The following is a 13,250-nucleotide window of genomic DNA, read 5'->3' as shown; positions in this document are numbered from 1 at the left end:
CAACAGGCACGCTTTCAGGGATTGATGTTCCGCCCCAGGCTAGAGCGCCGGCATGCATGGCGCAACCGGGCGACGTCCGGGGGGGAGGGAGGAGGCATCGTCCATCGAGATGAGGGCATATGCGCGGCATGGGCGGCGTTGCGCCTTCATGCATGCGGCCTATGGGGCGATTGCGATCACGAGTCTGAAGCGAGCGCCCTGTTCCGAAGGAAGCAGGTGAAGCTCGCCATGATAGGCGTCAAGCAGCGACCGGGCTATGGCGAGGCCAAGGCCCGTTCCGCCGTCTTCCCTCTTGCTGGTGAAGAACAGGTCGAAGATGCGCTGCCGGTCCCCCGGCGGAATGCCGGGGCCGTTGTCGGCAAAGTCGATCCATGCCAGGCGATCCTGCAAGGCGACCACGATGTCCAGCCGCGATGCGCCCGCCTGCCGCGCATTTTCCGCTATCGTCGTCAGCACGGCTTCCAATGCCGCTGCATCCACGATCAGCGGGGGGAAGACGTCGGGCAGATGCAGGTCGATGACGAAATCCTCCGCCGTCAGCGCATCCGCCACCGATACCAGCAGCGGCGCGGCGTCCGTGCGCGCGTCGCTTTCGCCCACCAGCACGTCGGCGCGCGCCAGTTCCATCAGCCGCCGGACAAGCCGGGACAGCCGCTGGGCGTCGGCCGCCATATTGGTGAGGAACCGTTGCCGGTCGGCCGCCGCCATGTCCGCCCCATGATCCTGCAACAGCTCGATCGCGCCGGAAATGCCGGCCAGCGGCGTCTTGAATTCATGGCTGACCGAAGAAGCGAAGTCGCGCAGATAGCGGGAACGCTTTTCCATGCTCTCCGCCATCTGCTCGAAATCCCGATAGAGCGCCCTGATTTCGACCACCTGCAGCGAGGGGTGACGCGGCGCGACCCGGCGGCCCAGCGCCAGGTCGCGGGTGGCGCGGCTCAGGCTTTCGATCGGGCGGACGATGGCGCGCGACAATATGGCCGACAGCAGCACCAGCAGCAGGAAGATCGCCACCACGCCCAGGGCGATCTTGCCGCGATCCTCGTACAGCCCCAGGAACAGCGCACGCGGCGAACGCGACACCAGCAGCACGCCCATCGGCTTTCCGTCGACGCGGATGGGCCGGGCATGATGCAGGCGGATGCTTGCCGCCCGGCTCAGCCATTCCAGCGGATAACGGGTGGCCGTCCCTTCATTTTCCCGCAGCACCGTCACGGCCCCGCCGCCCAGCGCCGCCCTGATCTCCGGCAGCGCGGCGAGACTCCGTCCGCCTTCCCGGCCGTTCAGCACCACGCCGCGCCGGTCGAGCATCAGGATCGAGGACAGCGTCGTGACCTTGGTTTCGGCAAAGGCGGGCATCATCCGCCGCGCAAGCGCCAGGGCGGCCGCATCCGGCCGGTCCCGCGTCGGGGCTGCACGGGGACGCGGCGGCAGGATGGGGGAGGAGCGCAGGTCCACCTCCGTCATCCGGTCATGATAGCGCACGGGCGTGGCGGGCAGGGCGGGATCGGCGGCCATGCCCCTGCCCACCACCGCCGCGCTCGCCGCCAGCGCAGCGCCCTGCGCCACAAGCTCGGCCTCCGTCCGGCGAACAAGCGCATTTTCATAGACCCGCAGGAAGATCGCCCCGAAACCCGGCAGCGCCGCCACGAACAGCAGGGTGCCCAGCAGGATCGTGCGCAAACGCAGCACAGGCCAATGCCGGGCTATCCACCCCTTCAGCCCTGCGATCATGCAGGCGGCGCCGTCCCGCTGCACCCGCCCAGCCGATAGCCGATGCCGGCCCGCGTCTCTATGATGTCGAAGCCGCCGACATCCGCGAATTTACGCCGCAGGTTGCGGATATGACTGTCCACCGTCCGGTCGGTCAGCGCAAAGCCCGGACCGCGAAACCGGTCGATGATCTGGTCGCGGGAAAAGATGCGCGATGGCATGGCCAGCAGGGTGCGCAATATGGTGAACTCCGTCACGGTCAGGCTGACCTCCTCCGCGCCCCAATGCGCCGACCAGCTTTCCGTGTCGAGGGCGAGCCGCCCATGCCGGATCGTGCCGATCGCCTCCACGGCCGGCGGCCGGGCCGATGTGCGGCGCAGGATCGCCATGGATCGCGCCACCACTTCCCGAGGGGAAAAGGGCTTCACCACATAATCGTCGCCGCCAAGCTCTATGCCCAGCACCCGGTCGATCTCGTCATCGCGGGAGGAGAGGAAGAAGATCGGAACGTCATTATGCGCCCTCAGCCTGCGGCAGACCTCCAGCCCATCCATGCGCGGCATGTTGATGTCGAGGATGACGAGGTCCGGCGCGTGCCGTTCGACCTCGGCCAGTGCGGCCTCGCCGTCGCTTGCCTCGATCGTCTCCAGCCCCGCCTTGCCGAAGGCGAAGACGAGCAACTGGCGGATATGGGGATCGTCGTCGACGATCAGGATCGTGCTGGGCATGGGGCATAGGATCATTTCCCCGTCTCCGCTGTCAACGCAGGAACCGCATCGGGGGCGAAATGGCTGACGGGCGAGGGCGGCGGGACCAGCCTGCCGGCGCAGTCCCTGGGTCCCGCTTTCAGGGCCGCGGGTGCGGCATCCGCCGCAATCGCCCGCGCCTGCTCCAGCCGTCCTTGCCCGGCCCAGGTCCAGCGCTGATCCAGTTCCGCCTCCAGCCTGGCGTGAAGCCGCAGCCTCACCGCCTGCACCCGCTCCCGGAATTCCGGCTGCAAACCGGGTCGCCGTTCCAGCGAGAGCAGGGGCAGCAGGGCCGAGTTCCCAAGCTCGCCCAGATAGCAGAGGTCCAGCGCCACGCCGCGTCCGCCGACCTCCCGCGCATGGCGCACATTCCATTCGGCCGCCACCGCTCCCAGATCGACGAAGCAGATGACGGTCAGTAGCAGCCCCGCCGCCGCCAGATTGACGTTGATCAGCCAGGACGCGCTCCGCTCCCGCAGCAGCCTCCAGCAGATCGCGGCCAGCCCGAAGCCGACCAGGGCCATCCAGACCAGCGCGGCGATCCGCAGGCGGGTAAGGGAATAGGCTTCGATATAATCCGCCGTGCGCAACATGGATGAGGCGACCAGGAAGACATTCTGCCCGATCCACAGCATCACCAGTCGCCGGATCGTCCCCATGCGCGCGGTTTCCGATCCCGGCCGCAGCGTCACCAGCACGAACAGCGCGGCCAGCAGCGCGGTCGCGATCAGCGGATAGGCGCCCCGATGGGCATAGTCCGCCATGGTCATGCCGCCAGGCATCGGCGCCCAGCCCCAGAGCCAGGCGATGTCCATCAGGTTCTGAAGCGCGAAGATCAGGTTGAAGACGACCAGCGACAGCGTCACCGAAGCGACCGACACGCCGGGCAGATGCCGGTCGTGCCCGCCGTCGAATGTCGGCAGCAGACGCAGCGCCAGGCGCGGCCGCAGCAGGCCCCAGATCGCCGTGAACAGCAGCCCCCAGAAGGCCAGCCGCACGATCAGTTCGGGCGACGGTTCCGGCAGCAGCAGCGAGGAGAAGAATTGCTCGATCAGCGGATTGGCGGCTGAAAAGAGCGTCAGGATCACAACGCTGCCCATCAGCGGCAAAGTCAATGTGCCGAGCGCCGCGTGCAGGCTCCAGCGCCCGGTCCGCCCCGCCGCGCGCAGCTTCAACAGGCGCTTCAGATCGATCAACGGCCCGAATGGCGCCCGCAGCCCCAGCCAGATCAGCCGCTGGAACCAGCGCCATCCGTCATCGAAGCGCGCCGTCGCCGGGATCAGCGCGGCCATGCCGGCCGCTACCCAGAACAGCGCCCAGGCCAGCAGGCTCGCATCATGGAGCAGGGCCAGCGCGAACAGCGCCGCCGCCGCCATTGCCGGCAAGGCCCTCCGGTCGCGGCGCAGCACGGGCCGCCCGGCCAGCAGCGCGCTCAGCACGGCCAGCGCGAACAGCCCCAGATAGCCGCCATGGAGATGCCGTTGGTAGAACAGCCAGTCCCCGATCCCGACGATCGTCAAGGCGACCGCCAGCTTCCAGCGAAAGCGCGCGAGCAGGGGCAAAGGCGGCGGCATGGCAGAGGAACCCATCAATCTATCTCCCTGAATGTCAGGGCAGAATGCAGCTTCCCGACGCAGACCGGTGCGTGCCGACGATCAATAATTGGCGCAGTTCCGGTGCAGAAAATGTGCACGGCGCAGCGGAAATGACGGATTTCCGCCGGAAAGGCCCGATGCTGGACGCCGGCGGTGCTGCACGCCGCGCCATTGCTCTCCACCCGTCGCTTGCGAGCGTCATTTCATCGCCCCTATTTTCTCTCTACCGAAGCAGTGGAGAAACGTGCATGCGCGCACATCTTGCAATCACCACCCTCGCTCTCCTTCCCGTTCTTGTCCTTTCCGGATGCGGTCAGGCGCCCGGCGGCTCCGTCTCCTATGAAGCGGTGAATGACGCCGCCCCGGGCGAAAATCGCGAGCGCTATGGCGGCCATCCGGTCAGCCCGGTCCATCAGGTCGCGGCCGAGCCCGTCTCGACCTTCGCGGTCGATGTGGACACGGGCGCCTATGCCAATGTCCGCCGCATGCTGCTGGGTGGCCGGACCGTCCCTGCGGAGGCGGTGCGCACGGAGGAGATGATCAATTATTTCCGCTACGACTATCCGCTGCCCGACGATCCGTCCGTGCCCTTCAGCGTGACCACCGATCTTGCGACGACGCCCTGGAACCCCGGTACGCGGCTGCTGCGCATCGGCCTGCGCGGCTATGACGTGGCCCGGTCGCAACGGCCGCCCGCCAATCTGGTGTTCATGGTCGATGTGTCTGGATCGATGCAGGATGCCGACAAGCTGCCTCTGGTCAAGCAGGCGCTCTCCATGCTGGCCGACGCCCTGCGGCCCGACGACAGCATATCCATCGTCACCTATGCCGGCTTCGTCGAAACGCTGGTCGAGGGCAGCCATGACCCGGCGGAGATCAAGGCGGCGCTGGACGGGCTGGCCGCGAGCGGATCGACCGCGGGCGGCCCGGCGCTGGAGCGCGCCTATGACACGGCCCGCGCCCATTTCATCCCCGGCGGCATCAACCGCATCGTCATGGCGACGGATGGCGACTTCAATGTCGGCCTGTCCGATCGGGAAAGCCTGGAGGAGATGGTGAGGCGGAACCGGGAGGACGGCGTCACGCTCACCACCCTGGGCTTTGGCCAGGGCAATTACAACGACGCGATGATGGAGGCGGTGGCCGACCTCGGCAATGGCAACCATGCCTATATCGACAGCGCCATGGAGGCGCGGAAGGTGCTGGACGAGGAACTGTCCTCCACCCTCTTCACCATTGCCAGGGATGTGAAGGTGCAGGTGGAGTTCAACCCGGCGCTGGTCAGCCAGTATCGCCTGATCGGCTATGAGAATCGCGGCCTTGCCGAACAGGATTTTGCCGACGATCGCGTCGATGCGGGCGAGATCGGCGCCGGGCATCAGGTGACGGCGCTCTATGAGATCGTCCCGGCGGGCGAGGCGGGTTGGCTGGCTCCGCGCAGATATGCCGCCAATCGCGCCCCGGTCGTTCCGGCGGGGGACGGTGGAGAGATCGCGACGGTCCGCCTGCGCTACAAATTGCCTGAAGAGACGCGCAGCCGCCTGATCGAAAAGCCGGTTGCCTCCGCCCTCCTTGCCGAAGCGAGCATGCCGCGGCGCGACATGGCCTTTGCCGTGGCGGTCGCGGCCTTCGGACAGAAGCTGCGGGGGGACAGGCGGCTGGGCGACTTCGGCTATGCCGACATCGCCCGCCTGGCGGGCAGCCAGAATGACTATTGGCGGCAGGAATTCGTCCAGCTCGCCCGGCTTGCGGGCCATGACGCCGATCCATGGCTGAGGTGAACCCGGGGCGGACCGGCCGTCCTGCGGCGGGACAGGGGTCACACGGTCGGCACCGTCCCGCCGTCGATGACATATTCGACCCCGGTGATGGCCCCCGCGCGATCCGACGCCAGGAAGGCGATGAGGTTGGCGACTTCTTCCGGCCTTGCCGGCCTGCCCATCGGTATTCCGCCCAGGGAGTCCATGATGATCTTCTTGCCCCGGTCGATGTCGCCGCCATGTTCCGCCGCCAATCGGCGGGCCAGTTCGATGGAGGCTTCCGTTTCGATCCAGCCGGGCGAGACGCGCACGACCCGGACCCCGCTGGGCGCCACTTCCTTTGAGAGGCTCTTGCTGTAGGTGGACAGGGCTGCCTTGGCCGCCGCGTAAGCTGTCGTGGCTTCCGGCAGGGGCAGCTCCCGCTGGATGGAGGTCACATGGATGACCACGCCATGGCCCCGCGACACCATGTCCGGCACCAGTTCCCGGTCCAGCCGGACGGCGGGCAGCAGGTTGAGATCCAGTTCCTTGCGCCATTGGTCGTCGCTAAGCGCGGAAAAACCGCCTGCCGGAGAGGAGGAGCCGCCCAGCATGTGGACGATGATGTCCACGCCGCCCAGCCGGTCCTTCACCGCTTCCGCCAGTTCCGCGCAGCCCACGGCCGTGCTCAGATCGGCGGCGACGAAACGCGCATCCGGCATGTCGGCCGGGCGCGTCCGGGCGGTGGTCAGAACATCCGCGCCAAGGGTCTGGAAGAGGCTGACCGTAGCCGCCCCCGTTCCCCGCGTGCCCGATGTGATCAGCGCCCGCTTGCCCCGGAGGGTGAGAAACGGCGTCATGCGCCGAACTTCCGATGCGCCGCCGTCGACCCGATCAGCGGCCGGTCATGACGATCGGCCCTCATGGCACGATCTCCAGCTCAGCGATCTTCCCGCCTTCCAGCATGAAGAAATAGCGCAGGTCCAACGGACTGCCGGGGAAATCGCCTGCCAGATGGCAGGCCACGACAATGCGGTCACCCTCTTTCGCGAGGGAGAAGGGTTCGGCCGTATAATTATATTTTCTGGAGGACTCCGCTTTCCAGTGCCCGATTTTTGCTCGGCCCCGGTAGATATTGCCTTCATCCCTCACCACCGCTGTCTCGGTGAAACAGCGTGATACGCTGCCCGCGTCCTCGGCGCGGTCGGCTTCGAAATAGTCAACTATAGCCTTTGGCAGATCGATAGCCACGTCTCTTCTCCTTCCATTTCCGACAGCCGGGGATGCGTGCGTCGATCCCTGTCCGGCTCGATCGTCGCATCAATTTAGGGGTGGATATGCTGCGCGATAATCGGGATAAAGGGGGATGCGGCATCCCGAAAAGCAGGACAATGGCAAGACATAGCCTGATCGAACTCGATTCCGTCATCGCCATCATGCGCAAGGGCTCTTTCCGCGCTGCGGCGATCGAGCTTGGCATGTCGACCACCGCGCTCAGCAATGCGGTGGGCAAGCTGGAGCACCAACTTGGCGTGCGCCTGTTCAATCGCACCACCCGCAGCGTTTCCTTGACCGATGCCGGTCGGCATTTCGTCGGCAAGGTCGGTCCCGCGCTCCAGGACATTCACGAGGCGATGGACGCTGCCCGGTCGCAGCAAGAAACGCCTTCGGGGACATTGCGCATCAATGCGTTCGCAACCGCTGCGCGGGAAATCCTTGCGCAACTCGTCCTCCCCTTTCTGCGGCGCTATCCGCAGGTTCATGTCGACCTGGTTACCGAAGGTCGGCTCGTGGATATCGTGGCTGACGGTTTCGACATCGGCATCCGCCACGTCGACCTGGTTCCCAGCGACATGATTGCAGTCCCCCTTGGCCGCTGTCGGCGCTACGCCGTCGTCGCTTCGCCCGCCTATTTCGGGCAGCGTGACAAACCGCAGGTGCCGCCGGACCTTCTGACCCACCCATGCATTCGTGTCAGGCTGCCGAATGGAGCCCTTTACCGCTGGCAGTTCGAAAAGGATGGCCGGCAGGCTCAAATCGATGTCGACGGGCCGATCACACTGGATGAGGCCAGTCTTGCGCGCATTGCCGTCCTGGACGGTTTCGGCATAGGCTTCTTCATGGAATCCGATATTCAGGAAGACGTGGCCGCAGGACGTCTCGTTCGCGTTCTAGAAGACTGGACACCACCGCTTTCATCACTATGCCTCTATTATCCAAGCCGGCGAAATCCGTCCGCGGCGTTCAGGGCCTTCCTCGATCACGCCCGCGATTTTGCGGCATCGACGGTCGCGACGCGGGAAACCGGTTAGCAGCAGCGGAAGTTTGCCGCTGGAGGGCTGTATAGTTCTGCGATCCTTTATCGTGCTTTTGAGAGTGTAGATGATGAAATCTGGCAAACCGGCTTATCTGCTGCTGGCGGTTGCGGCGGGGACTTGCTCTCCAGCGGCGCTGGCCGGCTTCTACACCGGGGAAGAGCTTTACGAGCTTTGCTCCACTCCGCGCAGCAGCAATGATTATCTGGAGAAGACCTATGAGTGCATCGCCTATATCACCGGCGCCGTCGATGCATTCAATACGACGCGGGAGGTCAATAAACTGAAAAGTTGCATTCCGGCCGATGTGACGATCAGCCAGCTGAGGAATGTGACGGTGGATTATCTGCGCGACAATCCGGAAGAACGCAGCGCTTCGGCATCCAGGACCGTATTCGCTGCGACGCGAAAGGTCTGGCCATGCCCCAGGACAAGGAAGCGCTGACCCCGGCGGGCTACGTGCATCGGATCGGGCGTGATGGGGAAGGCCTGATGGGGCGGCGCTCGACATTCCCAACCCTGCTGACCAAGGCAATGTCATATATGATCTGAAGCGAACCTGCCGGTCATCCATTGGTCAACAAGCCTAATAGTTGGCTGAGAAATAGCAATTTGATGGAAAGCGAAGCCTGGAAGTAACTATGCGGCCTTGGGGGAAGCCGCACATTGAGGTTGAGATTGCTATTAGCCGCTAGCAGAATGCAACGCGTTGACGCGCCACAATGTCGAGGATCTGTTGCCGATCCTTGTCATTCCACTGCTGACGCTGCCGTCGATGGCGATCCTCATCCATTCTGGCCGCATTGATCTGGCCCCTTTCGCCCTCAGCGCATCGCTGCTGATGACGATCGGACAGATGGGTTTCTTTGTCGCGGGTGAAGTCGTCTCCGTTGATCGTCGCCAACAGTTGCTGGATATCATCGTCGCCAGTCCGGTATCCTATGCCGTTATTTTGCTTGGGCGGGTGGGCGTGCTCACCGCGCTCGGCATACTGGGATTTGAGGAGGGGTGGATAATCGCCTGGGGTATCTGTCGCCGCCCAACCGTGCACTCGTTCTCAGCGTCGACGAGAAGTCCCAGATCCAGGCGCTCGACCGCGAGCAGCCGGTTCTGCCGATGATGCCCGGCGTACCTGAGCGCCGCACCCACAGCTACGTTCGGCACGGCACGACCTCGTTGTTCGCCGCGCTCGACATCGCCTCAGGCTTCGTGATCGGCAAATGCTACAAGCGCCACCGGGCAACCGAATTCCTCGACTTCCTCAAGCAGATCGACGCGCGGGTCAGCCATCTTGCCCTGCGGTGCAGCGGACCGACGGTTTAGGCTGCTGTCATCGGAAGATCTCTGAAAGCCAACTCAACACGGCTAGGGATCAATTCGGCACATCCTCTCGGAAACGCTCGATCTGATGCATGCGCTCGTGCAAAATGGTGACAATACCAACGGCACCATCGGACAAGATACGCCAATAGACATAATGATGCTCATACCGGCAATAGAAGCCTTCGACGCCGAGTCCCCGGGGGATATCCCGCCAAGCAATGCGGCGTTCGGCAATATCTTCAAAGCGAACAAAAAGGCCGCGAATATAACGGTCGGCCTGATCCTGTCCCCATTGCTCGCGTGTATAGTTGTAAATGTCATCTATCCGGCGGCCGGCGGCGTGCTGCACGCGATAACTGATCATGAGACTTAGTTGCGAGCGTTACGGGCAATAATTGCGTCGGCATCAAGCGGCAGATATTCGCTCTCTGATACGGCAAATGCGGCGGTCAACTCGGCCTTTAAGAGCGCCAACCGTTCGCTCTCGACCCGTTCCTTGTCACGCCGAATCAGGTCTCGAACATACTCGCTCACATTTTCATAGGCCCCCGCCTCCCCGACGTTAGCGGACACAAAATCGCTGAGAGAGCCGCTGACGCGGACATTCAAAGTTATAGATTTCGACATAAGACCAGTCTCCTGTCCACAAGATAAGGAATAATGAGGACGGAAGCAAGGGCATACGTCAGCAGCAGTACGGGCAGCGCCGGTGACGACCCTTGCACTAACCCGCTCTACGGGAGGGTCGCTTGGGGCGCGTTAGTGCGGTAAATATGAGCCTTTAGCGGGCGAGGTTGCCCACTGAGGTTGGAAGTTTCTTCAGCGAAGAGGAACTTGCCGTGACTGTCTCGATCAACACCGCCCCGATCAGCCTACTGCGTCAACGGATGTAGCACGACATGATGATGCGGGGTCTCGGTCCCCACACCCAGAAGGATTATGTGCGCCATGTGAAGCGTCTGGCTGCCTTTCTCGGCCGCTCTCCCGACACGGCGACGCCTCGTCCGGCCGCACATGACGCTTGGTCGCCATGAAGCTGTGCACGGTTGCCGCCATCGGTCCGTCGCCTCGTCGTCGTGGGCTGGACGAATGCGGTCGAGACGGCGTGGCAGAAGGTCAGCGGAACTTATTCGCTCTGCTTTGACTGGGATTTCGCGCCCAACTGGGTGATCGAAAATATCGACTGGTCAGATCCGGCAAATCCGTATCGGTTGCCGACGACATCGGCACCAACTTGTGCACACCCCATGCACCAAAAGTAGATACAATGTTGATACATGTTCGTGTTATGATAATGTATTATCAATATCGATACGGTGGAGATGGTTATGCGTGTGCGAGTGAAAAAGTGGGGTAATAGTGCTTCGGTCAGGATTCCTTCCTCGATTATGGCCGCGGCTGCGCTGCATATCGATCAGGAGGTGGATGTCAGGGAAGAAGAGGGCCGGGTCATCATCGAGCCGATCACCGCACCTGCCTTCACTCTTGAGGGGTTGCTGGCGGGCATGAAGCCTGAAAACTTTCCTGAAAACGTCGATTTCGGTCCGCCTGTCGGCAATGAGCTTTGGTAATGGCCAAATATGTCCCCGACATGGGCGATATCGTCTGGCTAAACTTTGATCCCCAGGCTGGACATGAACAGGCTGGTCATCGACCTGCCCTTGTCCTGTCACCGGCAGCCTATAATCGCGTGCGCGGGATGATGATTTGTTGTCCTATGACAAGCAAAATCAAAGGCTATCCCTTTGAGGTGTTAACCAGCCAGAACCTGCCAAGTGCTGTATTGGCAGATCAGCTCAAAAGTGTTGACTGGATGACACGGAAGGCGACCAAAAAAGGAACAGTATCGCAAGCGGCGCTGCTGGAAGTTCAGGCAAAAATCCGTGCTCTGTTGGCGATTTAACCTATATCCCGTCAGGCGATTTTTCTGCCCCATGGGCAGCGTTCCCCGGCAAAAAATCTCGCGGGCGATCCGCTGGAAAGGATGGCGGCATGCCGACCTGCCTCGTGCGTGCATGATGACGGCAGTCCGTCTGCCTCGACGTTTTTCGGCGTGGTCAGCGGAGGCGATCACTCTTTGCCCGGTTACCAGGCGCAAACGCCGCAGTCTTCGTCAATCTGTGTCTTGCATGCTACTATCATAAAGTGATATTCATCATCGACAGAGGAGTTTGGCCATGCCTTCCAGTTTCACCCTGGGGCCGCATTTCGAGGGCTTCATCAAGCAGCAGGTGAACAGCGGCCGCTACGCGTCTGCCAGCGAGGTCGTTCGCGACAGCCTCCGGCTGCTCGAAGAGCAGGACGCCATCCGCCAGGCTCGGCTTGACGCGCTCCGTGCCGAGATCGAACGGGGCGCTGCCAGCGGCCCGGGCATTCCCGCCAGTGAGGCTTTCGCGAACGCCCGGCAGCGGATCGCGAATATGGCCGCCGGCGCTACCGATAGTTGATGGGTCTCGAATTTTCGCCGGCTGCTGCTGCTGATCTTGTCGCGATCGCCACCTTTACCGCGCGCGACAATGTTCTTCGGGCCGTCACCTTCGTTGATGAACTCGAAGGGGCTTGTGCGAAGATCGCCGACTTCCCCCGGTCCGGCGTTGCCCGGCCTGAGATTCGTGCCGGGCTCCGGTCCAAGCCGCACGGCAGCTATGTTAAATTCTACAGCGTTTTGGTTTCGGTCATCCGCATTGAGCGCATTCTGCATGGCCCAGCGCATCGAGCGCCGCGATCCGTACCCGATCCCAGTTTGGCCAATGACCACCTTTACGCCGTATTGCTTCGGCCGCGTCGAGCGCGGCTATCGCCTCCGCCGCGCGGCCCGCAGCCAGCAGGCGCTCGGCAATGGCTGCGGCTATCGCGGGATTATGGCGCTGGTCGGCCGGACATTGCGCGATGAAGGCATCGACATCGCCCAGCGCATCGGCAATGTCGACCAGCGCCTGGCGGACAAGCCGCTCATGCCGCCGGGCTTCCATCTCATCCTCGTAGAAAACGCCGCCTGAGCCAAAGCCGATGACGCGCCGTTCGCCCTGGGGCGGCCGCTGCTGTACTTCGCGCGCCATGGCCTCGAATTTGCGCCTGAGGGATTTCAATCCTGCTTCGCCAAGCGGCTCCGTCATCAGGGTGACGAGGCCGTGGAACTGGCCATGGTCATTGTCGCAGACGCTGTCGAACACCTGGTCGACAAGCTGGTCAGTGGGCAGGCGGGCCGCAGCGGCCAGCGCGCCAAGAACAGAGAGCGCCGTTGCAAACACGGTGCCCAGCGTACCATGGCTGTCGTCGCACCAGCTGAGCACCGGACGGCCAGCGCGATCAGCTTCCAGAGCAGCTCGAACGCCGTTGCCGGATCGGTGGGCGCGATATGCTCCATGATCGCGCGCCGCTGCGCCTCGATATCCCGGGCGAGGGGCTTCACCTTGTTCCAGTCGACAAAGGCCTCTGCCTTGGCGATGGTGGCGAGGCGCTTGGCGACCTCTCCAGCGACATCGCCGCTGCCGTTTGCGCTGGCAAGCTCCAGGCGCAGGCGCCGCTTGGTCTGGGCATCCACCGCCACGAGCTCCAGCAGTAATTGCGCCAGCCGATTGGCGCCCAGCGTCTCGAGATTGGCCTGGTTGAGGGTTTTGGAAGAAGCCATGGAATCTGTCTGTCGTCAGATGGGGCAGGGCGTCAAGGGTGGAACGGTGTGGGGTTTGAGGCTGGGTGACTGCCCGCGCATGCGCGGGCAACGGGCTGACGGGCTGGCGCCCCGAGTCCCGCTGCTCGGGTCTCGGCCCTCGCGGGCGTTCATCCCTGCCGTGGTGGCGTGTGGGGGGGGGGGGGGGG

The 13,250-nt window shown here is 63.5% G+C and carries 14 protein-coding genes and 3 pseudogenes; 8 read left to right on the top strand and 9 right to left on the bottom strand.

What is annotated here, in order from left to right; all coding sequences use genetic code 11:
- Nucleotides 1–159: 159 nt before the first annotated feature.
- The 3 genes from A8G00_RS19800 to A8G00_RS19790 are packed head-to-tail and all read right to left on the bottom strand — an operon-like array spanning nt 160 to nt 4,048.
- The gene (locus tag A8G00_RS19800; protein ID WP_172451928.1) at nt 160–1,734 is read right to left on the bottom strand and encodes a HAMP domain-containing sensor histidine kinase; all 1,575 of its coding nucleotides are present in this window, start codon (nt 1,732–1,734) and stop codon (nt 160–162) included.
- Nucleotides 1,731–2,441, bottom strand: coding sequence for a response regulator transcription factor (locus A8G00_RS19795; protein WP_048575622.1), 711 nt, complete (start codon nt 2,439–2,441; stop codon nt 1,731–1,733). Before A8G00_RS19795 ends, A8G00_RS19800 begins: the two co-directional genes overlap by 4 nt.
- 11 nt (nt 2,442–2,452) lie before the next feature.
- A complete protein-coding gene (locus A8G00_RS19790; protein WP_103001491.1) occupies nt 2,453–4,048 on the bottom strand; it encodes a DUF4153 domain-containing protein in 1,596 nt (531 codons plus the stop codon).
- 254 nt (nt 4,049–4,302) lie between these two features.
- On the opposite strand from A8G00_RS19790, the gene A8G00_RS19785 reads away from it, so the two are divergent.
- Nucleotides 4,303–5,835, top strand: coding sequence for a VWA domain-containing protein (locus A8G00_RS19785; protein ID WP_253258040.1), 1,533 nt, complete (start codon nt 4,303–4,305; stop codon nt 5,833–5,835).
- A 38-nt stretch (nt 5,836–5,873) separates the two neighbouring features.
- On the opposite strand, the gene A8G00_RS19780 is transcribed toward A8G00_RS19785, so the two are convergent.
- Both A8G00_RS19780 and A8G00_RS19775 read right to left on the bottom strand, forming a co-directional pair.
- The gene (locus A8G00_RS19780; protein WP_048575607.1) at nt 5,874–6,653 is read right to left on the bottom strand and encodes an SDR family oxidoreductase; all 780 of its coding nucleotides are present in this window, start codon (nt 6,651–6,653) and stop codon (nt 5,874–5,876) included.
- 61 nt (nt 6,654–6,714) lie between these two features.
- On the bottom strand, nt 6,715–7,044 hold the full coding sequence (locus A8G00_RS19775) for a nuclear transport factor 2 family protein (RefSeq protein WP_048575606.1): 330 nt from the start codon (nt 7,042–7,044) through the stop codon (nt 6,715–6,717).
- A 140-nt stretch (nt 7,045–7,184) separates the two neighbouring features.
- Here A8G00_RS19775 and A8G00_RS19770 point away from each other — a divergent pair, with 140 nt between their 5' ends.
- On the top strand, nt 7,185–8,105 hold the full coding sequence (locus A8G00_RS19770) for a LysR family transcriptional regulator (protein ID WP_065846328.1): 921 nt from the start codon (nt 7,185–7,187) through the stop codon (nt 8,103–8,105).
- 70 nt (nt 8,106–8,175) lie between these two features.
- The gene (locus tag A8G00_RS19765) at nt 8,176–8,553 is read left to right on the top strand and encodes a Rap1a/Tai family immunity protein (protein WP_226870093.1); all 378 of its coding nucleotides are present in this window, start codon (nt 8,176–8,178) and stop codon (nt 8,551–8,553) included.
- A gap of 246 nt (nt 8,554–8,799) precedes the next feature.
- Here A8G00_RS19765 and A8G00_RS19760 read toward each other — a convergent pair whose 3' ends face one another.
- Nucleotides 8,800–9,012 (bottom strand): hypothetical protein, encoded by a 213-nt coding sequence (locus A8G00_RS19760; protein ID WP_099186724.1) that lies wholly within the window; start codon nt 9,010–9,012, stop codon nt 8,800–8,802.
- Between the two features lie 110 nt (nt 9,013–9,122).
- On the opposite strand from A8G00_RS19760, the pseudogene A8G00_RS19755 reads away from it, so the two are divergent.
- Nucleotides 9,123–9,383 (top strand): annotated as a pseudogene (locus tag A8G00_RS19755) (IS630 family transposase); the annotation flags it as partial.
- Between the two features lie 97 nt (nt 9,384–9,480).
- Here A8G00_RS19755 and A8G00_RS19750 read toward each other — a convergent pair.
- Both A8G00_RS19750 and A8G00_RS19745 read right to left on the bottom strand, forming a co-directional pair.
- The gene (locus A8G00_RS19750) at nt 9,481–9,795 is read right to left on the bottom strand and encodes a type II toxin-antitoxin system RelE/ParE family toxin (RefSeq protein ID WP_048575603.1); all 315 of its coding nucleotides are present in this window, start codon (nt 9,793–9,795) and stop codon (nt 9,481–9,483) included.
- Nucleotides 9,796–9,800: 5 nt separating this feature from the next.
- Nucleotides 9,801–10,058: an addiction module antitoxin gene (locus A8G00_RS19745; protein WP_048575602.1), complete on the bottom strand. Its 258-nt coding sequence runs from the start codon at nt 10,056–10,058 to the stop codon at nt 9,801–9,803.
- 701 nt (nt 10,059–10,759) lie between these two features.
- Between A8G00_RS19745 and A8G00_RS19735 the strand changes: the two genes are divergently transcribed.
- From A8G00_RS19735 to A8G00_RS25930, 4 genes and pseudogenes are all read left to right on the top strand, one after another.
- Entirely contained in the window at nt 10,760–11,002 is a 243-nt protein-coding gene (locus A8G00_RS19735) for an AbrB/MazE/SpoVT family DNA-binding domain-containing protein (protein WP_082166021.1), read from the top strand.
- Nucleotides 11,002–11,334 carry an endoribonuclease MazF gene (gene mazF, locus A8G00_RS19730; RefSeq protein WP_103001490.1) on the top strand — a complete coding sequence of 111 codons (333 nt, stop codon included), beginning with the start codon at nt 11,002–11,004 and terminating at the stop codon, nt 11,332–11,334. The genes A8G00_RS19735 and mazF overlap by 1 nt, the downstream gene beginning before the upstream one ends.
- A 274-nt stretch (nt 11,335–11,608) precedes the next feature.
- Entirely contained in the window at nt 11,609–11,878 is a 270-nt protein-coding gene (locus A8G00_RS19725; protein WP_044660855.1) for a type II toxin-antitoxin system ParD family antitoxin, read from the top strand.
- Nucleotides 11,878–12,075, top strand: a pseudogene (locus A8G00_RS25930) (type II toxin-antitoxin system RelE/ParE family toxin); the annotation flags it as partial. The gene A8G00_RS19725 and the pseudogene A8G00_RS25930, both read left to right, overlap by 1 nt.
- Nucleotides 12,076–12,106: 31 nt before the next feature.
- Here A8G00_RS25930 and A8G00_RS25925 read toward each other — a convergent pair.
- Nucleotides 12,107–13,062, bottom strand: a pseudogene (locus tag A8G00_RS25925) (DUF6880 family protein).
- Nucleotides 13,063–13,250 lie beyond the last annotated feature (188 nt).

This window comes from Sphingobium sp. SA916 (assembly GCF_002894065.1).
GTDB classification, from domain to species: Bacteria; Pseudomonadota; Alphaproteobacteria; order Sphingomonadales; family Sphingomonadaceae; genus Sphingobium; species Sphingobium fuliginis.
The sequence above is the reverse complement of the archived record's forward strand: the minus strand, read 5'-3'. Positions and strand labels throughout refer to the sequence as shown.